We start from the raw sequence: 25671 nt of genomic DNA, 5'->3' as shown, positions 1-25671 counted from the left end.
CTTGTTTTAATATTAAAAAAAGCACCTTTTTACAATTGTAAAAGGTGCTTTTTTTACCATAGCTTTTAACAATTTTACGCTGTATTAGCGTCTTTTTTGAAATAGAAAAAACGTCCTTACCAGTTGAATATGTTGATTTTATCGATGTAATGCAAACATCATTAATTGCAGCTTTCTAACATCAATTTTAACAGTCTACAACAAATGAAAATAGGTAGATAATTAAGATCTTAATTTAATCCCCACACTTTACATTATATATAATACAATTTAAACAACTGATTAACAGTATCTTAACTATATATTGAATTTCATCTTATTGTATCTATGTTCCTAAATGAAAGAAAAAGATTACATAGTTAATACCACACAATAACCACACTACACAACAACAATTAAATATTAAGAATGTATCACCGTTATTTTGCCAACGTATGTTCATCGACGAATAACACCGTGTGGACTATAAAATTTAATTATTGAACAGATAGGCCCTAGTTTTGTTTCAGAATTAGATCCCAAATCTGTTCTTCAAAAATTCTTAACCTACTAGCCAATAGTGATTTGAAAATAACATTTCAATCATTTTTGATAAGGTTAAGTATTAAAATTAAGAATTAAACTTAACCATTATTATGAAGTCAACTCACACTTCTAACAACATCATCGACCATTACAGAGAATCAATTCCTGTATTCCCTACTTCAGGAATGCATGAAACATTAGATAATTTATCTTGTTTCAACCACTCTTTCTGTAATTCAAATGAAGATGAATGTATTAGTTACGTTGACCGCTCTACTATTGACACTATGGTGTATTTCAAACATAAAAGTTCTGCTTTCTCAAATCATACATTTTCAATAAACCTAAAGAATCTATAATGAAAAATTCAACTTTCATAAAATCGACATTGTTGTTATTTGTCATGTGGTTCTTTATTGGAGCTGCAAATGTAATGGCACAGACTTTTTCAGTTTCAGACGCAAGTGCTGACGAAGGGTCTAATATGACTTTTACAGTAACTTCTAGTACCCTTCTTACTGGCAACTACACTTTTAATGTTTCATACCTAAATGGTAGTACCGTAAATGCGGATTATGATGGAGAAAATTCAATAACCCTTGGGTTTTTCTTAAGTAATACTTCAACATTCACGGTTGAAGCTTTAGATGATGATTGGGTAGAAGATACACAACAAGACTTTACACTAACCTTGAGTGATCCTTCTGGTACGTATTCATTTACAGATGCTACAGCTACAGGTACCGTTATAGATACTGATGTTGCTTATGTAACCGGTGGTAATTATGATATTACAGAAGGTGGCGAAATTCAGTATATATTAAGATTATCTAACGGAACAAATACTGGCGGCCAACAGTATGTTGGTATAGAAGATGCCTATAACATTGATTTTTCTACTGAAACAGACCCTACCTCAACGAGTCCGGCGACAGATGGTTCTGATTTCAATTCTTTTGCAACTACAGTAACTTTCCCTGCCGGGTCAGTGCCTGGTTCAGAAATAATTATACCTATACCTACTATTGACAATACTATTGTAGAACCTTCTGAAGAATTCAATGGCGTTAAGTCTAGAAATGCTGCGGAAACTACAAAATACGGTTCATCACCTTCTAGAGTCAGCATTAATACAGAACGCTCTGCCCTACGTATTCATGACAATGATGTAGCTACTATTAATTTAAGTAATACTACAGAATTAGAATCTGTAGGTAATGCTAGAATTACCTTTACACTAAATGGAGAAGTTCAAGATAATTTTAGAATTTATTACAACACCTCAGACAACTCGGCATTTGAGGATTTAGACTATGACCAAACAGATGGTTTTTTGAATTTTAATGGTTCAAACCTTCAAAACTTTTCAAGAAATTTCAGAGTAATAGATGATACGATTATTGAACCTACCGAGTTTTTTACCGTAGTTCCTTCATACACGCCAGATGCCAATACAATGACCAACTATGTGCCACAAAACATTGTTTTTGCTGCCAACGAAGGTCAAATCACAATTACCGATGATGATTTGGATACTGATTTTGATGGAATTAACGATTTAGTCGATGAGGATGATGATAACGATGGTATTACCGATGTTAATGAAGGTTCAGGTGATGCTGATGGAGATTCTATTATAGACAGCTTAGATTCAGATTCTGATAATGATGGTTGCCCAGATGCTGTAGAAGCAGGCCATACCGATCCTGATGATGATGATTATTTAGGTTCTTCACCTATTTCAGTTACCGCAACAGGTTTAGTAATTGGTCAAGGTGGTTATACAGGTACCGACAGTAAAGTAACAACTGCATTCCAAAATGTAAACATAACATTACAACCTACAGATGAAGTTGCCAATTTAGGGGACACTGTCACTTACACAACTGCTGTCAGTGGAACTGGACTTACCTACCAATGGGATGTAAGTACCGATGATGGAGCTACTTGGTCAGCAATTGCCAATGGCGGAGTGTATTCAGGTGCTACCACCACAACACTTACCCTAACCAATATCACAAGTACCCAAAGTGGAAATCAATACCGTTTTAGCGCTTTTGATAGCGAGAATCTGTGTACTCCATATACATACTCTAACCCAGTAGATTTATTTATTAGACCAAACATTACTATTGCAGATGCTTCTGCCGATGAAGGTAACAACCTAAATTTTGCAGTTAGCCTTTCTCACGCAGTTGATGAAGCGGTAAGCTTTAATCTAACCTACGTAGATAACTCAACAACTAATACGGATTACACCGCATTACTAAGTTTTTCTATACCTAGTAATACCCTAAACACAAACATTGTTATACCAGCTATAGATGATAACATCATTGAAGAAGATGAAAATTTCACCTTGGGCATGACTAACGGGTCTTCGAATGCAGGGGATATTACGGATACAGCTATTGGAACCATCAGAAATATAAATGCACCTTCTGCTGGTGACGGTATTTCAATTGCCGGTTTTTCTGTGGAAGAAGATGTTAACACAACAAGCTTTGCCGTAACCTATGTAGGACCTACGGTTCAAGATTCCTTTACCGTTGATTATATTATTACAGACGATACTGCAACTTCTGGATCAGATTATAACATAGCTACCGGACAAATTACTTTTCTTTCAAATACTGAAAATAATGACATCGTAAACCTTACCGTTGCCATTACAGATGATACCATTGTAGAAGGAGATGAAAGCTTTAGCATAGCATTAACCACTATTTCAAATACCGCTTTATCTATTGTTAGTGGTGACGCCACTGGTGTTATAGAAGATAACGATACAAATGCTTCAACAGGTTTATCGGTTGCTGATTTTTCTATAAACGAAGATCTTGGTACCGCTAACTTCGTAGTTACTTATAGTGGTGGTAATGTTAAAGATGCTTTCAATGCAGATTACACCATAACCAATGGTTCTGCGATAAGAGATTTAGATTACACGGTTTCTTCTATGACAGGTAATGTTGCCTTTCCTGCAGGTACAACCGAAGGTAATTCTCAAAATATAGCAATTACACTTTTAACCGATGATATTATTGAAGGTGATGAAAACTTAACTATTCAATTATCAAATTCATCTACCCCATTAATAAACTTGGTTGACCCAGATGCGGTCGGTACCATTATAGACCAAGATATTAAGACTACCACAACAGGGTTATATGTTGCGGATATTAATGTTGATGAAGACGCAGGAACTGCAAATTTTGCAGTAATGTACCAAGGTGCAACTGTTCAAGAATCTTTTACTGTAGATTTTAGCATTACGCCAAATACCGCAACGAGTGGAGTTGACTACAGAGGCAACCCACAACTTAACGATGTTATTACTTTTCCTGCAGGTACAGAAGACGGCGACATTGTCAATGTTAGTTTTATAGTGGAAGATGATACCGTTATAGAGGATGATGAAACACTTAATATTGAATTATCCAACCTATCAACAACAATTATAAATTTAGTAGATGATACTGCTGTTGCCACTATTGTGGATAATGATATTAAAACAACTACAACAGGTTTAAGCGTATCAGATTTCAGTGTTGACGAAAATGCAGGTACTACCACATTTACCGTAACATATGAAGGTGCAGATGTACAAGATGAATTTACCGTAGATTATGCCATTACTGATGGTACTGCCTCTGAAGGTAAAGATTATACCACAACGCCATCAACATTGTTTAACGGACAATTAACTTTTCCTGCAAATACTACAGATGGTAATAATCAAACTGTAACTGTTGATATTTTAGAGGATAATTTCATTGAAGCTACAGAAGATTTAAATATTCAACTTTCAAACCTATCTACTTCTTTAATAAATATTGTAGACCCAACAGGCACAGGTGTTATTACCGATAATGATAATAGTGCTACAAGGGGTATAGATTTCCAAAATGCTACGGTTACCGTAGTGGAAGGAGACCCTACTGATAATGTAAATGCAACTTTCATTGTTGAATTCACTGGCGATATTGACACTGGTGAAACTATTGAAGTTGATTACTTCGTTAACAATGGTACCGCCAACAATGCTACAGATTTTAACCCTAATGCTACAATTGAAACTTTAGTTTTTACCAATACCGCTAAAACACAAAACATTGTTGTTCCGATCATTAGTGACAATGTTATTGAAAATGAGGAAGATTTCTTTGTAAACTTGGTAGCTATACGTTCTAATGTTGGCATTAACTTATTGAACAATCAAGCCAGAGGTGTCATTACCGATGATGATGGCGGTGCAGTTTCAGTTGCCGGTTTTAGTATTATAGAACAAACTAATGGAATCAACTTCGATGTTACCTATACTGGCGATAGAATTAACGGTGGTTTTACTTTAGATTATGCCATTACAGATATTTCAACTACCGTTAACGATGACTATACTTTGACCACGGACCCTTTAACTACAGGAGAATTAAGTTTTACCGGTGTTGATACCGAGGTACGTTCGGTTCAAATTAATGTTGTGGGCGATGATTTCATAGAAAACAATGAAGATTTAAGAATAACACTTTCAAATCCGTCTTCAACTAAAATTAGTATTACAAATGCTGATGCAATCGGTACTATTACAAATGATGATACGGGTACAATTGAAGTAACCGGTTTTTCTGAAGATGAAATTAATGCTACTACTAATTTTGATGTTACCTACACCGGTAACCCAGTAAATGGTGGTTTTACGGCAACTTATGAAATCACGGATAATACCACTACAGCGGGTAATGATTATTCGGCAACCTTGACCGGCACACTTAATTTTAGCGGCGCTGCCACACAAACCATTCAAGTTCCCGTGACAATTATTCAAGATGCAATTATTGAAGGTGATGAAACTTTAAGACTTACCATAACATCAATCTCACCTAGTATAATAACGGCAACAACCCCAACTGCCATTGGTACAATTATAGATATAGATCATTTACCAACAGCCGTAGATGATTCTTTTGTTGTATTCCAAAATCAAAGTTCTGCCAATATTACGGTACTTGACAATGATGATTATGGCTTTGACGGTCCTGCAGCAACCAATCCTTTACAAGTGGTCAACAACCCTATTAACGGAACGGTTACGTTAAGGGATAATGGAACTCCTGGCGATTTTACAGACGATTATTTTGAATACCAACCAAGTGCTTCATTCAATGGTAATGACTCTTTCAGATATAAAATAGTAGATTCAAATGGATCTGAAGATGAAGCTGTAGTCAATATATTCGTAAACGACACGAACCTTAAAAAAGATTTTGAAATCCGTTATTCTGGTAGTATTAATGGTGATTTCACCATGATTGCAAATAATGTTCTATCTAGAAATGCAACTGGTAATTATAACGGTGAAGCTGGTAATCACGATTTCAATGATAACGTATTTGTTGATATCGATTCTGACCCAACAACATTTAACTCTACCAATGCCAATTTAGCTAACCCTGAGCCTTCATTAAGCTGTTTGAATATTAAGAAAGCTTACCTATACTGGGCTGCTGCAGATAAGGAATATGATGGTACTACAGGTGGAAGCGCAACTGAACCATCTTGGAATTACAATCAGGTAAAATTAATGCTACCTGGTCAATCTTCTTACACAACAGTTTCTGCCGATGAGGTTATTTATAGAGGAAGAAATGATCATTTTCAAAATGACCCATATGTTTGTATTAAAGATATTACCGATGATATAAATGCGCTTTCTACTCCTTTTGGTTCGTATCAAGTAGGTAACGTAAAAGCTACTGAAATGGACTTACGTTCGCACGGTATTGCAAATGTTACCGGTACATCTGGTGGATGGCAAATTGTCTTTGTATATGAAAATGTTTCTCTTGACCCTAAAAACATCACACTATATGATGGTTATGTTCACACTTTTGCTTCTGATGGTGCAGGTGAAACAGAATTCAATTTTAGCGGTTTTGAAACTATTCCTAACGGAAATATTAATGCAAATGTAATGTTAGGGGCATTAGAGGGTGACCGTGACCTTACCGGTGATCAATTATTAATTTATGACACTTCAAATAACTGGTCTAAATTATCTACTACGTTAAGAGATGAAGACAACTTCTTTAATAGCCGAATTACTATTGATGGTCTAAATTATGTGGATAGAAATGCTGCTAGTACTAACACCTTAGGTTTTGATGCTACTGTTTTTCCTTTAGCAAATACTTCCAATAGATATATAGAAAATGATCAGACTTTTGCCCGTTTTAAAATTACAACGGATCAAGAATCTTACGGTCTATATTTAATGGGCCTAAGTGTAGATGTTTATCTACCAAGTTTAGGTGCTTTAAGTTTAAATACGAACGCAACAGGACCTTTCAATGCAGGTGATACAGTACCTTTAACACTAAACGTTACCAACACTGGTAATGATGATATTCAAGATTTGGTGATTACAACAGTGTTACCAACTGAAGCTGATTTTGCGAGTGTAGGTACATTGCCAACAGGGGTAACACATTCTTACGACCCATCAACTAGAACCTTAACTTTTACAGCTCAAAATGGTTTCACCGATATGGGTGATACTTATGACCTTGATTTCAATATTGAAATCATTGAGGCTTGCCACTTTTTAGAGACTGCATGTACGGCTAGTTTTGAACTACAGGCTACAGCCACATACAGTGGTGCAATCAATGGTGATCCTATTACAACGAGTAGTTCTTCTTCTACAGATTCTTGTGGTATCGGTACGCATGCACCTACCATAATAGATGTAGAACAACCGGCACAAGTAAACTGGTCTACCGCACCAAATGCATTAGACAGAACTGTTGCTTGTGATAATATTGCTGCACTGAACAATGCTAATTCTTTAGTACCGGCAACTGCTTCATGTAATTTTACCTTACATAAAACAGCAGGTAATTTTGTACAGTCAGGTACATGTCCAACAGAAGGTACATATACCAATACTTGGACGTTTACCGATGCTTGTGGTAGAGTAAGTGATACTTTCACTCAAGTAATTACTATTGAAGATAAAGAGGCACCAACTTTTAATGAGTCTTTACCACAAGACTCTTACGCTGCTCATGATAATATTCCTGTAGCACCAGTACTTTCTGCGAATGACAACTGTGATTCTAATTCTACAGTTACCTTCGGCGAAACGTATATTGGTGATAACACTACTACTTCATATACGATTATTAGAACTTGGACAACCAATGATTGTGCAGGTAACAGCACTAGCCATACACAATACATCTACGTTAGTGAAAGTGGTAACCCGATCGGAATTCAAATTTCTGACGTTACCGTTAATGAAGACGCTGGTACGGCAACATTAATCATTACGAATACAGGTACCGTTTCCGGTGGTTTTACCGTAAACTATGCCACTGCAGATGATTCTGCGTTGAGTTCAGGTGATTATGTAGCTACTACTAGTACGGTAAGCTTCGCTGGCACAAATAATGAGACTAAGCAGGTAACCATTACCATCAATGATGATAACATCATAGAAGCTACGGAGCAATTCTTTGTACAACTTACCAGTGGTACTAACACTCCTACCATTAACGATAGCGAGGGTATCGTTCAAATTACGGATAATGACAATGTGCCCGGCAGTACGGGTGTCTCTTTTGCCAACGACGTGGTAATAGTTACCGAAGGGACTGATACATTTGCGAGATTTACAGCTACTTTCACTGGTAATATAGCCGTTGGGCAAACAGTTACCGTTGACTATGCAACAAATGATGATTCTGCCATAGAACCAGGAGATTATATCTCTTCTACGGGTACGGTTTCATTTGACAGCACAACAAATTCAGTGAATATTGATGTTCCAATTTTAGATGATACTATTATTGAACCATCAGAAGATTTTACAATAACATTGTCCAATATACAATCTAATATTAATGTTGGGTTCTTGGATGAGCAACCAACAAATACAGCTACAGGTACTATTAACGATAATGATAACATTGCAGGTACAGGTGTTTCTTTTGCTAACGATAATGTAATAGTTACAGAAGGCACAGATACTTTCGCTAGATTCACCGTAACTTTTACCGGTACTATTGCACCTGGGGAAACCGTTACCGTAGATTATGCTACCGCTGATGATTCTGCAGATAATCCTGATGATTATACAGAAACCGTAGGTACTATTTCTTTTGATGAAAACACAAGTTCTATAGATATTGACATTCCAATAATTGATGACACATTTATAGAGAACACAGAAGTTTTTGACCTTACACTTTCCAATGTACAATCAAATATTGGAGTTGGCTTTGTTGATCAACAACCTACAAACACTGCTACAGGCACCATTAATGATAATGATAATATAGCGGGTAACGGTATTTCATTCCAGAATGATGATATTATTGTTAGTGAAGCTGATGGTACGGCTACTATAAATGTGATGCTAACAGGAAAAGTTCAAGGCGGAATCAGCTTAGATTATACTACCAATGACACTCCTAATGACGACTCTGCAATAGCACCTGGTGATTACCAAACTACTTCTGGAACATTAAATTTCACCGGTACTAGTGATACGGAAATACTTCCTATAACAGTACCTATAGTAGATGATGATATTATAGAAACCTTAGAAAGTTTATTTGTAGACCTTTCTAATTTCTCAAATGCTCTGGTGAACGTTAATGACGACCAAGGTACAATTAGTATTACGGACAATGATAACATCCCAGGAACTACAGGTATATCTATAATTCAAACAGATGTTATAGTTACTGAAGGACCTGGAGTTATAGCTATTTTTGATGTAACCCTAAATGGTGATTTCGCCGCTGGTTTTGATGTAGATTTCTCTACTGCTTTTGATACTGCGACGGCTTCGGATTTCAATGCCATTACCAACGGAACTATTTCTTTTGACGGAAACGACAATGAAGTAAAACAGATTGAAGTTACGATATTAAACGATGACATTACGGAACCGCAAGAAGCGTATACAGTTACACTGAACAGTACAACCAACCCTCTTGTTCCTATTACCAATTCAACGGCCAATGGTATTATCAATGATGATGATGTTCCAAATGCAGGAGAAGGTATTTCTGTTGCAGATTTCAATGTATTGGAAAATGTTGCAGGTGGCACTACAGATTTTGTAATTACCTATACCGGTCCTACTGTACAAGATGAATTCACGGTAGACTTCACAATAACAGAAGGTTCTGCTATTGAAGGTGACGACTACACGGTTGTTGTAACTTCAGGTAACGTAACATTCCCGGCAGGTACTGCAACGACGGACACACAAGAGGTTCAAGTGACCATTATCAATGACAACATCATTGAACCTAATGAAGATTTGACCATTACGTTGACAAGCATATCTACTACCCTAGTAAATATTGTAGATGGTTTTGCCACAGGTGTTATCCTTAATGACGACAATGCGCAACCTGGCGATGGTGTAGCATTTACGCAACTTACAGTTTCTGAACTTGAAGGAGATACAAATATCGATGCAACCGAAATAGTTTTTGAGGTTACATATACAGGGGTTATTCCTGCAGGAGAAACCGTAACGGTAGAATACATTACCAATGTTGGTTCTGCGGATATCACTGACTATACACCGGTAAATGGAACAATAGACTTTACAGATAGTGTTAACAGTCATACAATTACCATTGAGGTGACCGAAGATACCGTTATTGAAGCTGATGAAGATTTCTCTGTTGTTCTTTCTAATTTAACTACTGCAAACGGATTCATTACTGGATTTGTTGACGGAGACACTTCAAATACAGCTACAGGAATCATAATAAACGATGATAATGCACTGCCAGGAGACGGAGTAGCGTTTACCCAAGTTGATGTTTCTGAATTAGAAGGTAATACTGCTACAGATGCAAGCGAGATTATTTTTGAAGTTACTTACACGGGTGTTATTCCAGATGGTGAGACAGTAACGGTGGAGTACATTACTAATGTAGGTTCTGCAGATGCTGCCGACTTTACACCTACAAGTGGTACCGTTTCGTTTACAAATACGGTGAACACACAAACTATTACGGTAGACATTACCGAAGATACCATTATAGAAGCTGATGAGGACTTTACAGTTCTATTGTCCAACATTACCACTGATAATGGTTTTGTTACAGGCTTTGTTGATGGCAACCCTACAAACACTGCAAATGGCATTATTCTTAACGATGATAATGCACAACCAGGTGACGGGGTATCATTTACACAGCTTACAGTTTCTGAACAGGAAGGTGATACAGCTGCAGATGCTACTGAAATTACTTTTGAAGTGACATACACAGGTACTATACCTGCAGGTGAAACCGTAACCGTAGAATACACAACCAACTTAGGTTCTGCAGATGCTGCTGATTTTACTCCGGTTATTGGTACGGTTACTTTTACAGAGGGTGTAAAATCACAGACTATTACTGTTGACATTACTGAGGAAACTGTTATTGAAGCAGATGAAAACTTTACCGTTGTACTTTCTAACCTTACTACTGACAATGGTTTTGTTACAGGTTTTGTAGATGGTAACACTACTAACACGGCGGCAGGTATCATTCTCAATGATGATAATGCATTGCCAGGTGACGGTATTGCGTTTACACAACTTACGGTCTCAGAACAGGAAGGCGATACTGCTGCAGATGCTACTGAAATTACCTTTGAGGTAACTTATACAGGCGTTATTCCTGCTGGCGAAACCGTTACGGTAGAATATATTACAAACGTAGGCTCTGCTGATTTGGCAGACTTTACTCCGGTAAATGGTACGTTAGACTTTACAGATACCGTAAGCTCTCAGACCATAACTATTGAAATTACCGAAGAAACTATCATTGAAGCTGATGAAAACTTTACAGTAGTACTTTCTAACATAACTACGGATAATGGTTTTGTTACCGGTTTTGTTGATGGTGATACCACTAATACCGCTACGGGAGTGATTATAAATGATGATGCTTCAGATGCTAGTGAAGGTATTTCTGTGGCCGACTTTACGGTTGCCGAAGATATCGCTAGTGGTAGTGCAGATTTTGTAATCACATATACAGGATTAACTATACAGGATGAATTTACGGTAGACTTTACGATAACTGACGGTTCTGCTATCTCTCCTGATGATTATACGGTCGTTATAGCTTCAGGTAATGTAACTTTTCCTGAAGGTACTATCAATAATGACACCCAACTTGTAGAGGTGACCATTATCAATGATCTAGTATTGGAATACAGCGAAGATTTAAATATTACGTTGGGTACCATATCTCATCCATTGGTAAACATGATTGATGATACTGCAGTTGGTACAATTACAGATAACGACTTGCCAGACGCAAGTGAAGGAATTTCTGTTGCCGATTTTACTGTTGCTGAAGATATTGCAAGCGGAACGGCTAATTTTGAAGTTTCATATACAGGACCAACGATACAAGAAGAATTTACGGTAGAATTTACTGTGACAGACGGTACTGCAGTTTCTCCTGATGATTATTCTGTTGTTACTGCCTCTGGTGTTGTAACATTCCCTGCTGGTACAACTAATTCTGACATTCAAAATGTAGAGGTTACTATAATCAATGATGCATTGATAGAATTTAGTGAAGACCTTAATATTACATTAGGTGCTATATCACATCCATTATTGAACATGATTGATGATACTGCCATAGGTACTATTACAGATGACGATGCAGATCCTACTATATATGGAGTCGAATTCGATGTTACTTCAATTGATGTAAACGAAGATGCAGGTACAGTTTCCATTGATGTTGTTCTTAATGCAGATGTTCAAGATGAGTTTACGGTCGAGTATTATACTGTAGATGTAACCACTACAGATGGTAGTGATTATACTGGTGTTCCTCAAGATACGCAGACGCTAACATTTGGTGGTACAAATTCCAATACACAGACTATTGTAATTCCTATTATCGATGATACTTTAATTGAATTTACAGAAAACTTTAATATTGTACTTGAAGATATCTCCTCTCCTATTGTAGGCATTCTTTCAAATGATACAACGACCGTAAATATTATAGATAATGATGCTGACCCATCTTTATACGGTGTTCAATTTGATACTGCTTCTGTTGAGGTAAATGAAGATGCAGGTACGGTTACCTTAAATGTGGTTCTTAACGCAGATGTTCAAGATGAATTTACGGTAGAATTTTACACCGTAGACGGCTCTGCAACAGATGCTAGTGATTATACGGGTGTTCCGCGTAATTCGCAAACCTTAACATTTGGCGGTATCAACCCTAACACTCAACCAATAGTAATCCCTATTATTGATGATATCCTTATTGAAGACCCAGAAACGTTCAATGTAATTCTTGAGAACATTTCAAGCTCTATAGTAGGTATCTTATCTGACAATATTGCTACGGTAACAATTATAGATAATGATGGTGATGAAGGCTGGCCAACTGATATTACTATTGAGGCTTGTGATACTATACCAGATGCTTTTGTAATAACTTCAGATAGCGATTGTGCCATAACGGTAGATTATACTGAATTAATTGAAGGTCAAGACGATGAATGCGCTACTGAATATACCATTACCAGAACATGGACTATTACAGATTGTGTCGGTAATGTGCGTACTCATACACAGGTAATTACTATTGAGGACACGGTTGCACCAACATTTAATGAAGCGCTGCCACAAGATATGACCGTTGAGTGTAATATGGTGCCAGATGCATCTACACTTACCGCAACAGACTCTTGTGAGCCTAATATTGATGTTGTTTTTGAAGAAACGATTACCAATGATGAAAACTGTGCTTTAGGATATACGGTGACCAGAACATGGACAGCTATTGATTGCGCAGGCAATTCTGTAGAACATACTCAAGTAATCACGGTAGAACCTACAGGTCCTATCATGAGTCAACCTTATGAAGAAGAGATAACCATCATTTGTGGCGATGAGATTCCTGAAGCTCCAGAAATGACATTCACAGGTGGCTGTGGTGACTTTGATGTGGTTTATAATGAAGAAACGCAACAAGCCGATGATTCTGATGATTACATGATCATAAGAACTTGGAACGTTACAGATTCTTGTGGCAACACCGCTTCTTTTGAACAGATTGTTTTTGTTCTTCAACCTCAATTGCAAGAAATTACAATTAACATCTGTATTGAAGAAGAACCAATTGATTTATTGAATTACCTACCGGCAGATTTTGACACCAATGGTACATTTATGATCTTGGAAGGAGATGTTGTTTTAGAACAAAACATATTTGACCCAATGAACCATGAACCTGGTGAATATAAAATTGCTTACAGTTCTACTGAAGGTACATGTAAATACTATGTTGACTTTACGGTTATCGTAGATACGGAATGTGTACCATGTGGAAAAGGTGATATTATTATCTCTAAGGCGGTTACCGCAAATGGTGATGGTGTTAATGATTTCTTTGAAATTACAGGTGTAGAATACTGTGCATTTAGTTTTGATGTAATGATATTTAACCGTTGGGGTACTAAAATTGCCGAGGTTAAAGATTACCAAAACGACTGGGGAGGTGAATCTCCTGATGGTTCTTTTGGGCAGTCTGGAATGTTACCTACAGGTACTTATTATTACATAATTACAGCTACGGACAAAAATAGCGGTACCATTTTAGAACCATTTAATGGGTATATTTATCTAGGTACCAACTAATAAAAATTACAATAAATTTATAAGGCCTCATCACTTCCATGATGAGGCTTTTTTCATTTCCGTTTATCAAAAAAAATTCTTATAAACTACTACACACAAGCCTTTTACAGCCTCTATTTAGTTCATCCGATAAATAACCCTATTGAACGAAAATGCTGTATAAGAACGAATAATACGGGGCATTACCCGTTATTTTTCCAATACTACAAAACAGCAATTAACTTTGTTACTGATAAGATAACCTACTTATACATTAACACATAGCCCAAAAAGCTAAACCCAAACATAACCATGAAAAAAGCTAATCTACTTTTAGCCATTCTACTTTTTACAGGCGCCTATGTAAGCGCACAACAATTACCGCAGTTTACGCAGTACATGTACAACACTATTTCTGTAAACCCTGCATATGCGGGTAGTAGAGAGACATTGAACGCCACTGTACTCCATAGAAATCAGTGGGCAGGTTTAGAGGGTAACCCAAGAACTAGTACCTTATCTATTCATTCACCAATGAAAAACGAACGAGTAGGTATCGGCGTATCTTATATCAATGACAAATTAGGTTTTGAAAGCACTAATTATTTTTATGGGGATTTCTCTTATACGGTTCCAGTGAGTCAAAAAGTTAACATGCGTTTTGGACTAAAAGGAGGTTTCACCAGTTACAACTTAGAAAACCCTGATCCTAACGATCAGTTTTTCAACGCAAATTTTAATAGTATCAATCCTAACTTCGGAGCTGGTTTTTATATTGGCTCTAACAGATGGTACGCTGGTGTATCATCACCAAGAATATTGAATACAGATTTAAACGATGGTGAGTTTGAAGCTATAGAACGTAATAGTTACTATGCTATTGGCGGTATGGTATTTGACCTATCTGAAACTACAAAATTTAAGCCTACCGTTATTACGAAATTTACCAACGGTGCACCGGCTACATATGACTTTACCATAAACTTTTTATTTAATGAGAAGTTTTGGATTGGAACGTCATATAGGGTTAATGACGCATCTAACTTTGGTGCCATGATGGACTATCAGGTATCAAGAGATTTTAGAGTAGGTTATGCCTATGACTTGCCTACCTCAACGGTAAGACCTTATACTGGTGGTACGCATGAAATTATATTAATCTATGAACTTTTCAAAAAGGTATTAGGTCCTGTTAAGTCTCCTAGATATTTCTAATAATTTAAAATCGATACGATGAAAAATTATAAAAACATCGTGCTATTGATGCTTCTTTTATTAGTGGGTCAATTCTCGATAGCACAAATTGCATCGCAAAAAAAAGCAGATTATTATTTCAGCAAATTCTCTTATTCTTTGGCAATACCAGAATATGAAAAAATGGTTCAAGCTGATTTCAATGCAGAATATGCGCATCAGCAACTAGCAGAGTGTTACCTTTTAATACGTGACTATAAAAAGTCTATTCCACATTTTAGTGCTGTAATCAATAATGCAACTTTACCAACAGATTACTATTTTAAATATGCCATGGCATTATATGCCAATGGAGATATGGATGAGTCTGAGGCTTGGTTAAAAAAATACAAGAAATACAATAAAAACGATTCTAGAGTTAAACGATTTTTACAAGATGGCAACTTGGCATCTGTAGTATTTAACAGTAGACAACGTTATGAAGTGGAACCTGTAACCTTCAATTCTACGGACAGTGATTTTGGTGTGTATCGGTTTATGGGAAACTTATATTTCAGTTCTTCACGTAGAGATGTGGTTACCGGCGAAAGTTATGGATGGAACGATGAACCTTGGTTAGATCTCTTTGCCGTTCAAGAAGATAACCCAATGTCTGAACCTAAAAGGGTAAAAGGAGATATCAATACAAAATACCATGAAAGCTCTGTAGCCTTTTCTACAGATTACAAGAACGATACAATCATGTATTTTACTCGTAATAATTTTTATGATAAGAAAGCAGGGTATGGCGTATCAAACGAAATAAATTTAAAAATATACACTGCCAAATTTATTGATGGTAAGTGGGAAGAAAACAGTAACCTTAGGGTTAATAGTGACTACTATTCCACCGGGCATCCGTCTGTAAATCTTGCGAGAACACGCATTTACTTTGCATCGGATAGACCTGGTGGTTATGGTGGTACCGATATTTACTATGCAGAAATTCATGAGCGTGGCGGTGTACAAGAACCCATTAATGCCGGACCTATAGTAAATACGGAAGGCAACGAAATGTTTCCGTTTATCAACGAGGAAGGTAAATTATTCTTCAGTTCAGATGGTCATGTTGGTTTTGGTCAATTAGATGTTTTCTCAACAATTTCTAATGAAGATGGTGAAGTAATTGATATTATTAATTTAGGTACTCCTATAAATAGTTCTAGTGATGATTTCGCTTACTACGGTTTGCCAAACGGATTAGATGGCTACGTAAGTTCTAACCGAGAGGGTGGTGTTGGTAGTGATGACATCTATAAATTTAAATTTACCCCTGCATTAGATGTTGAAGGATATGTAGTAGATGGAGTTAATAATCAAATGTTGGACAGTGTTCAAATAAAATTATTTGACCAAGTTACCAACACGTTGGTTGCACAGACTACTACAGATGAAAACGGATATTACAGATTTCCCGTAAATAGAAAAACCAATTATATGATAGAGGCGGTTAGAAAGACTCACCCTCATAAAAATGTCTTTTTCAATACTTCAAAAACACCAAAGGCTCAAAAGATAATGAGACAAGATATTGTCCTTGAACCTGTTCTGGATTTGAAATTATTAGCGGGACTTAATAAAATATATTTCGATTTCAATAAAAGTGACATTAGACCAGATGCCGCTAGAGAGCTGGATAAAGTGGTGCGTGTAATGAACAACACCTACCCAGATATGATAATTAAGCTAGAGGCACATACCGATCCCGTAGGTAGTCATGACTATAATGATAATTTATCTGAAAGAAGGGCGAAATCTACATATGAATACCTTATTGAAAATGGAGTATCTCAAGATAGAATTGTTTCTTACAAAGGCTTTGGCAAACGTGTACCTATCAATAAATGTACTAGCAAAGAAGATTGTACCCCAGAAGAATTAGAGCTGAACAGAAGAACGGAATTCCCCATATTACAGATCAAGAAAGGTGTATTGGCATCTAAATAATTTTACGCATACCTCATAAATTCAACAACAACCTTATCTCTTTTAGATAAGACCGGAAAACATTTTGTTTTCCAAAAGTTAACTACCAACCATAAAAAAGTCCTTTACCACATTGGTAAAGGACTTTTTAAATTTTATAGCTTACTTACTACTATTCCATAATACCGTCTACGATACCATATTTAATAGACTCTTCAGCGTTCATCCAATAATCTCTATCGAAATCTTTTAAGACCTTATCAAAATCTTGACCACAGTTATCCGCTAAAATTTGTGCACTCAACTCTTTGGTCTTAATAATTTCTCTAGCCTGAATTTCAATGTTAGAAGCTTGACCTCTTGCACCGCCACTTGGCTGGTGAATCATAACTTGAGCATGTGGCTGAATGAATCTTCTCCCCTTTTTACCTACAGATAATAAGATAGAACCCATTGATGCCGCCAAACCTGTACATATTGTTGAAACCGGACTCTTTAAAGCTTTTATAGTATCATACATTGCAAAACCAGAAGTAACGTAACCACCTGGACTATTAATATATAATTGTATCTCTTTATTGTTCTGCATATCTAGATATAACAACCTGTCAATTACATGTTTTGCAGAATCGTCATCAACCATACCCCATAGAAAGACTTTTCTTTCCTCCAGCATTTTTTCATCTATGGCTTCCTGAATTTTTCCTTTTTTAGCACTCATATTTTAAGTTTATTTATCTCTAACAAAATTAATGAATTAAATCATAAACATGATTAGCAATAATCCTTTAGATTATTACCAAATCTGTTTCTATAAATTAAAAAACGTTAATATTCGTTTAGGATTGTTCTTCTACGGTAACTGTTTTCTCTACTACCTTTTTAATTGGGATAACGATCTTACCAGTTTTTGTTTTTAATATCATTGAAATATTATCGATACCGATTACCGTACCCTGTAAATCGCCTATTTTAACCTTGTCCCCTACCTCATAAATTTTTCTTGAGTAAAAGGTTCTTAGCAAATCACCTACAATTTCTCTTGAACCTAGACCTAAGGCTAATGCTATAGCCAATAAAAATGCACCAAGTACAATAGTGAAGTTATTAGTGATTATCTGTGTATCTATACCAGCCTGATTTAATGCCGTAATACTTACAAAAATGATAATTAGATAAAACAATACGTTACCTAATAGTTTACCTCCACTTAGACCAATAGAATCAAACACCTTAACAATGGTTTCCTTAATGGTCTTTGCCAAAAATAGCCCGATCATAAAAATAATCATCGCTGAAAGCAATATTGGCAAGTATCTTAACAAGTTGGCAATTTCGGTTGATATTATGGTTAAGCCCATAATATCTGAAGCAACAATGATAAATACCAACCATAAAAGCACCTTTATAAAAGTGACAATTATTTTAGGCAAATCTATTTTGATATCTGCATCTCCAAATAATTTTGCTTCGTTAATTTTTTCAGAAGCTTTATCCAATTTAATGGCTTTAAATATTCGCTTTAAAATGAAGGTTACCACCTTAATGATAATCCAACCAAAAATTATTACGATAAATGCCCCAAATATACCCGGTAATGCAGAAGCAATATCTTTGAATATATTACTTAAAGATTCAAAGGTGAGGTCTTTCCACTTATCAACTGTTTCCATATAATTTTTCTACTTTATTTTTATTCGCTTTTAGATTTGGTATTTAGCATACCTTCAATTATTGATGCAAAACTACCTGTAAACAAATGAGACAACTCCATAATCAACTTAGCCGTAGCAACATCCTCCATAACCTTTTTGCGCAGTTCTGGTGGAACATCTTTAAGATCTCCTTGTAAGTTTTTAAATGGATTTTTGTCCTGTTCTAACATTAAGGTAGGGTTTTATACATTTCGGTAACTTTCGCTTTTGCTCTTTTGAGCCTCATTTTAATGGCACTAGATTTTAATTCCAAAATATCTTCCAACTCCTTGATCGATGCCCCATCTTGATATTTTAATAACAGTATTGATTTATCCTCGGGCGCAATAAGTTCCAAGGCTTTCTTAAGTTTATCTACTTGCATCTCCAATAACAGGTTATCTGTTACTTCTACTGGTACATCTTCATGTGTTTCAAACTTTACTGAATTATCATTAATCTTCCTTTCCTTATTTCTATTTACATAATTAACACAGAAATTATAGGTAAAGGAATATAACCAGGTAGAAAATTTTGAATTTCCTTTAAACGAACCCAATTTTACATAAAGCATTAGAAAAATATCTTGGGTTAAATCTTCTGCCTCTTTATTAGACTTTGCAAAACCCAAGCACTTGTTGTAAACCAATTTCGAGTATCTATCATAGAGCACACCAAAGAGCATAGAGTCATTATTAGCTACAATGCGCTCTACCAACTCTAAATCGGTATATTCTTCCTTCTTACCACCAGAAACCGATTTTTCATTGAATTGGTTTCCAATAATAATAAAACATAGCTTTTTAAGAAATGTCACTTTGATAGATGGTTTACAAAAAATAAAAGTAGGTTAAAGATACTGTAATTGATATATTTACTTGAAAATCTGCTGAAAATGAAAAAAATAATTATTCTTTCCATTCTTATATCAAGTGTTTTTACAGCATGTAAAACCGACCAAAAAAAGCCTAAAATTGCTGTTGCCGAAGATACGGAATTGACAGTACTTGAAAAAATCGCAAATGCAAACGGTTTTAAAAACTGGAAAGATGTTGAAAGTATTAAGTTTACATTCAATGTAGACAGAGAAGATGAGCACTTTGAACGTACTTGGTTATGGCAAACGGAATCTAATGATGTTACCATGATGACGAGGCAAGATACCATTACCTATAACAGAAAAGCAGTTGATAGCACTATGACTTCAACCGATGGCGGATTTGTAAATGACAAGTTCTGGCTACTTGCCCCTTACCAACTGGTATGGGATCAAAATAGTTTTACCCATAAGCATACAGAAAATGTAGAAGCCCCTATCAGCAAGGCAAATATGCATAAACTTACTACCGTTTACAACAACGAAGGTGGCTACACCCCTGGTGATGCCTACGATTATTATTTTGGAGATGATTTTATTATAAAGGAATGGGTGTACAGAAAAGAAAATCAATCTGAACCTAATATGACGACTACTTGGGAAGACTATAAAACCCTAAATGGATTGAATATTAGTATGATGCATAAAAGACCTGATGCCGATTTCTCTCTTTATTTTTCTGGGGTAGAGGTGAAATAAATTAATATTAAATACTATTTATTGATTTATGAAACTACCATTATTATCCTTACTTTTCTTTACATTCTGTGTAAATGCTCAACATACTTTAAGTGGAATTATAGTAGATAGTGCTGACAAAACTCCGTTAGAATTTGTTGGTATCTACAATAGCCAAGACCACACAATGACCAACGCTGACGGACGTTTCTTATTTTCCTCCACTTTAGATTCAGCCATCATTTACACACCTAGTTACGAAAAAATCAAAATTGGATTCAACATTTTAAACGACACTATATTTTTAGAAAAGAGCACTTTAGAATTGGATGAAGTTGTGGTCACCAATAAAAAATCACTTTTAAAAGAAGTGTATGAATCTCTAAATACCAACTATAGCTCTGAACCTTATAAAGAAAAGTTTATGCTACGTGCAATCTCTAAATATAATGGAGAAATGCATAGAATTGAAGATATTACCGGCAAGCTATCTATCAAGAATATATTCACAGATGATACTATAAAGGAATCAAAAAAAGACTTTATAGTTGAGTTAACTAATATGAGAAAATTAGGTTTAAAAACCGATAACAAAAATGCTTACTTGGTTTTCCCTTCAATAAAATCTTTAAAAAAAGATCTGACTGATATTAGAATCACCGAATCAAAATATGATATCACTGAATATAAATTTAATAATGGGGAGAATACTAAAGTTGAGTTCAATAAAAATTCAGATTCAACAGATATTAAAGGATACTACATTTTAGAAAATAGTAACCTAGCTGTTAAAGAATTTAAAATTGAATTGTTTTTTAAAAAGTCTAAGTTTAATAACAACAAATGGCTGTTTTACAAAACCAATTACATAAATAGGCATGTGTTTTTTAAAAAAGACTCAAAAAAGGGTTTATACTATCTTAATTCAGGAAATATTAAATTTTCAGTTATTACTACTGATCAAGAGAAATCATATGAAGGGAAACATGACCTCAACGTAATTTTAACGACCTCAGATAATTTTGGAAATTTTAAAGTTGCTAAAAATGCAAATGCCAGTAAAGACCTTTTTAAATTAGACTACCCATACAACCCTAGTTACTGGAACGAACAGAACCAATTACTCTTAACTGATGAAATGACCGCCTTTATTGAAAAAGTACAAGACCCCGCAAACAATTTTAAGTTTAGTAGTAATATTAGGAATTAAGATAAAGCCCAAGATTTAAAATGTCCATTTCTCTCTTTTCATAAACGAGCTGATGTCAGGTAAATTGGTACAGAGTTTGATGCTTTTCACAAACAACTAACCAATTATGAAACTCCCACTATTTACATTACTTCTTTTTTCTTTTTTTGGCTATGCCCAATACAGCACCAGCGCTATTGTTTTGGATAGTGCTGACAATTCTCCTTTGGAATTTGTTGGTATTTACAATGGTAAAGACCATACGATGACCAATGCTGATGGACGTTTTCAGTTTACCTCAACTATAGATTCTATTATCGTGTACAGAGTGGGTTATGATAAACTAACTACAACTTCTCAAAAAATAAAAGACACCATCTACCTCAACAAAAGTGTTTTAGAATTAAATGAAGTAACAGTTACCAATGAAAAAACACTATGGCAAAAAATAGGAGATTCTTTAGAATCTAATTACCCCATTCACCCATACAAAGAGAAGTTTTTATTGAGAGGCATACTACGGTATAATGGAGAAATAACAAGAATACAAGATATACAAGGAAAACTAGAAAGGAGAACGCTCTTATACACTAAAGAAATTGAACCCGACAAAAAAGACTTTAAGGTTGAGTTGACCAATATGCGTAAAGTAGGCTTAGTCAAAGATGAAAATGATGTTTACTTTATTTTTGAATCGTTCAATAGTTTATTCATGAATTTAATTCCTTTAAATGCCACCGGAGATGATTTTGATTTGACTGAATCCAGTTTTGATAATGGTAAAAAAATTAGCATTAATTTTCAATCAAAACCCGCTATAAAAGACGAAGATTATTCGGGACATTATATTATAAATACAGAAGATTATGCTATGGAACGGTTTAAAATGTCTTCAAAATTATATGATAAGCCTTTTAAAAAAGGTGGAAAGCATATAAGATTTAGAACGGTATCCTACGAAAAGGAAATATCACTTTCTAAAAGTTCCAATACCAATACATATTATATAGTTTCCGCCAAATATGATGTAAAAGTGGAACTAACAGATGAAGAGAATTCTTTTTCATCATTCTACGATGTATCCTTCATACTAACCACATCTGATAACGAAGGCGACTTTGAAGTCAAGAAAAACGTGAGCACATCCAGAGATTTATTTAAAATAAACTACCCTTACGACCAGAGTTACTGGAATGCACAAAACCAATTACTGTTAACTGATGAGATGTTAGATTTTATTAAGAAAGTACAAGATCCCAATAGCGAATTTAAAATCAAGAGTAATATTAAAAACTAAGTAGAGCTACGCCTTTTTTCTTTTTAGTAAAAGTGTAAAGAGTAGAATTAAGAACCCGCTTGCCAATAGCACCACAAAACTTCTAGTTAAATTATAATTTTCAGCTAAGAACCCTAGAATTGGTGGTGCACATAAAAAGCCCGCATACCCTGCACCAGCAATGAATGCAATTCCTTTAGAAGAGTCTATTCCTTTTACATTTCCTCCTATTCTAAATACCTCGGGTACCATTACAGAAAATCCTAAACCGTTTAATGCAAAACCGATAATGCTAAAATAAGTATCTGTTGTCAATACCAAAAAGTATCCTACAATTGCTAAAATTGCTCCTATTACGACTATTTTGACTGACCCAATTTTATCACTTACACCATCTCCCAAAAAGCGTCCCAATGTCATAGTAACTTGAAATCCTAAAAATCCTAAGCCCCATAATGCTTCTGGCGCCAGAGCTATTTCTTTTAAATATAAGCCGCTCCAGTCAACAATTGCGCCTTCACTTCCCATAGCCAAAAAAGATATAAGCCCTAATAACAATAATGGTTTTAGCAGACCAAAACTAAACGGTTCATTTTCAATTTCTTCGGCTACCTCAGAAAAATAGTACTTTCGGAATTTAAAGTTTACAACCAAAACCAAAAATACTGCAATAGACATATGCAACACAGGGTTAGACAAGGGTCCAATTAAAAAACTACCCAAACCTGCCAGTACTCCTCCAAGACTAAAAAAGCCATGTGAAGCAGCCATAAATTTGACTTTATCCTTTTTCTCTATTTCGGTCACTAAAGTATTCATCGAAATATCTGTAATTCCGTTAGATGCCCCAAACAGAAACAATGCACCCATGAGTACATAATAATTGGGAGCCAATAACGGTAGCATTGCCGCAGTACAGCTAGCCAATATTCCATAAAAAGTACTCTTACCTACGCCTATCCTATTAATAATTGCAGATGCAAAAGGAAAAACCGTGAAAACACCCAGAGCCAAAAAGAAAATAGCAATTCCTAATTCTGACTTATTTATCTCTAATGATTGCTTTACAGTTGGTATATAAATAGCCCACGTACCAAATAGAATATTAATACTGGCAAACACCCACGATGGACCGAAGTATCTAGCATTCCCTAAAATTAACTGTATTGATTTCACTTAGTTGTTTGTTGTTGGCTATTGGCTATTGGCTTAAATTTTAAAAATTACTTTCTTATTTTCCCTATTCTATTTTCTCTATTCTCTTTATTCTACTAAAACCTAATTTGCCAAAACCCCCGCTTTTAAAATTTGCCCAAAACGGTACATATCTTCATAACTAGAATAAAACGGTGCAGGTGCCAAACGAATAACATTAGGTTCGCGCCAATCTGTTACCACTCCGTTTTCCATTAAATAATTAAAAAGAGATTTGCCTTGACCATGTAAGAATACAGAAAGTTGACAACCTCTATCTTTAGGAGTTATAATTTCAAAAGAACTATCTACTTCTTTATCTATTTCGTGTAAAATATATTCAAGGTAAGACACAATTAGATTTCTCTTTTCAATTAACTTATACATTCCAACCTCCTCGAACATGGTCAATGATGCCAGGTAAGGTGCTACAGAGAGTATAGGCACATTACTTATTTGCCAAGCATCTGCATTTTCCATAGGTTCAAATTCTGGCTTCATTAGAAAACGGGTATCTTTTTTAGTTCCCCACCAACCTTCAAATCGTTGAATATCCTTTTTATTCAGATGTTTTTTGTTGACGAAAATTCCAGATGCGTTACCCGGTCCGCTATTCATATACTTGTAACTACACCATGATGCAAAATCAGCATCCCATTCATGTAATTTTAATTCAACATTACCTACGGCATGTGCCAAATCCCAGCCAACGTTTGCACCAACTGCTTTTCCTGCCTTCGTAATAGTTTGCATATCCATCACCTGACCATTGTAGTAATTTACACCGCCAATTAAAACCAGAGCCAATTCATCACCTAACTCTTCAATTTTTTCTAGTATATCTTCCGTCCTCCAGTGATGCTCCCCTTCTCTCTTTTTAAGCTCTACAATGGTTTCCTCCGGGTCTAGCCCATGAAAACGAACTTGACTTTGAAACATGTATTGATCACTAGGAAATGCTTTTTCTTCGCACAGAATTTTAAATCTCTTTTTTGTTGGGTTGTAGAAAGACACCATTAACAAATGAAGGTTTACGGTCAAAGTATTCATCACCGATACTTCTTCCGGTAATGCACCTACCACTTTTGCCAAAGGTGCAGCTAATCGCTCATGATAATCCCACCATGGTTTTTCTGCATAAAAATGACCTTCAACAGCCAGCTCTGCCCAATCTTTCATGACCTCATCAACAAAAGACTTTGTACGCTTTGGTTGTAAACCTAAAGAGTTTCCGGTAAAATAGATGACTTGCTCTCCATTGATTTTCGGAAAAATAAATTCATCTCTATATGTTTTCAAATTATCTTTTGCATCTAAGGATTGAGCAAATTCTAACGTATTTTTAAATTCCATAGCTAATTTTGTATAAAGGTAAACATAAGCCTATAATTTCATAAGCTC

General features: G+C 35.4%; 13 protein-coding genes. 7 read left to right on the top strand and 6 right to left on the bottom strand.

Annotation, left to right across the window (positions count from 1 at the left end):
- Positions 1–635: 635 nt before the first annotated feature.
- From PXD56_RS15980 to PXD56_RS15965, 4 genes are all read left to right on the top strand, one after another.
- Positions 636–884, top strand: coding sequence for a hypothetical protein (locus PXD56_RS15980; protein WP_276494350.1), 249 nt, complete (start codon positions 636–638; stop codon positions 882–884).
- Positions 884–14224, top strand: coding sequence for a Calx-beta domain-containing protein (locus tag PXD56_RS15975; protein WP_276494349.1), 13341 nt, complete (start codon positions 884–886; stop codon positions 14222–14224). Before PXD56_RS15980 ends, PXD56_RS15975 begins: the two co-directional genes overlap by 1 nt.
- A gap of 291 nt (positions 14225–14515) precedes the next feature.
- Entirely contained in the window at positions 14516–15418 is a 903-nt protein-coding gene (locus PXD56_RS15970) for a PorP/SprF family type IX secretion system membrane protein (protein WP_276494348.1), read from the top strand.
- 18 nt (positions 15419–15436) lie between these two features.
- Positions 15437–17383 carry an OmpA family protein gene (locus PXD56_RS15965; protein ID WP_276494347.1) on the top strand — a complete coding sequence of 649 codons (1947 nt, stop codon included), beginning with the start codon at positions 15437–15439 and terminating at the stop codon, positions 17381–17383.
- A 151-nt stretch (positions 17384–17534) separates the two neighbouring features.
- Here the strand turns inward: PXD56_RS15965 and PXD56_RS15960 are convergent, their stop codons facing one another.
- The 4 genes from PXD56_RS15960 to PXD56_RS15945 all read right to left on the bottom strand — a co-directional run bounded on the left by PXD56_RS15960 (position 17535) and on the right by PXD56_RS15945 (position 19873).
- The gene (locus tag PXD56_RS15960; RefSeq protein WP_036156068.1) at positions 17535–18083 is read right to left on the bottom strand and encodes a ClpP family protease; all 549 of its coding nucleotides are present in this window, start codon (positions 18081–18083) and stop codon (positions 17535–17537) included.
- A gap of 118 nt (positions 18084–18201) precedes the next feature.
- A complete protein-coding gene (locus tag PXD56_RS15955) occupies positions 18202–19035 on the bottom strand; it encodes a mechanosensitive ion channel family protein (RefSeq protein WP_276494346.1) in 834 nt (277 codons plus the stop codon).
- Positions 19036–19055: 20 nt separating this feature from the next.
- Positions 19056–19247 carry a hypothetical protein gene (locus tag PXD56_RS15950; protein WP_036156071.1) on the bottom strand — a complete coding sequence of 64 codons (192 nt, stop codon included), beginning with the start codon at positions 19245–19247 and terminating at the stop codon, positions 19056–19058.
- Positions 19247–19873, bottom strand: a complete 627-nt coding sequence (locus tag PXD56_RS15945; protein WP_276494345.1) for an RNA polymerase sigma factor — start codon at positions 19871–19873, stop codon at positions 19247–19249. Before PXD56_RS15945 ends, PXD56_RS15950 begins: the two co-directional genes overlap by 1 nt.
- A 78-nt stretch (positions 19874–19951) precedes the next feature.
- On the opposite strand from PXD56_RS15945, the gene PXD56_RS15940 reads away from it, so the two are divergent.
- The 3 genes from PXD56_RS15940 (at position 19952) to PXD56_RS15930 (ending at position 23097) form a co-directional block, all read left to right on the top strand.
- Positions 19952–20632, top strand: a complete 681-nt coding sequence (locus tag PXD56_RS15940) for a hypothetical protein (protein ID WP_276494344.1) — start codon at positions 19952–19954, stop codon at positions 20630–20632.
- Between the two features lie 28 nt (positions 20633–20660).
- A complete protein-coding gene (locus tag PXD56_RS15935; RefSeq protein WP_276494343.1) occupies positions 20661–21821 on the top strand; it encodes a peptidase associated/transthyretin-like domain-containing protein in 1161 nt (386 codons plus the stop codon).
- Between the two features lie 106 nt (positions 21822–21927).
- Complete coding sequence (locus tag PXD56_RS15930) at positions 21928–23097, top strand: peptidase associated/transthyretin-like domain-containing protein (RefSeq protein ID WP_276494342.1); 1170 nt, start codon at positions 21928–21930, stop codon at positions 23095–23097.
- 6 nt (positions 23098–23103) lie between these two features.
- Here the strand turns inward: PXD56_RS15930 and PXD56_RS15925 are convergent, their stop codons facing one another.
- Both PXD56_RS15925 and kynU read right to left on the bottom strand, forming a co-directional pair.
- Positions 23104–24252 carry an MFS transporter gene (locus PXD56_RS15925; RefSeq protein ID WP_276494341.1) on the bottom strand — a complete coding sequence of 383 codons (1149 nt, stop codon included), beginning with the start codon at positions 24250–24252 and terminating at the stop codon, positions 23104–23106.
- A 102-nt stretch (positions 24253–24354) separates the two neighbouring features.
- Positions 24355–25623, bottom strand: coding sequence for a kynureninase (kynU, locus tag PXD56_RS15920; RefSeq protein WP_276494340.1), 1269 nt, complete (start codon positions 25621–25623; stop codon positions 24355–24357).
- Positions 25624–25671: the final 48 nt, after the last annotated feature.

It is taken from the genome of Maribacter zhoushanensis, from assembly GCF_029350975.1.
Taxonomy (GTDB): Bacteria; Bacteroidota; Bacteroidia; order Flavobacteriales; family Flavobacteriaceae; genus Maribacter; species Maribacter zhoushanensis.
The sequence above is the reverse complement of the archived record's forward strand: the minus strand, read 5'-3'. Positions and strand labels throughout refer to the sequence as shown.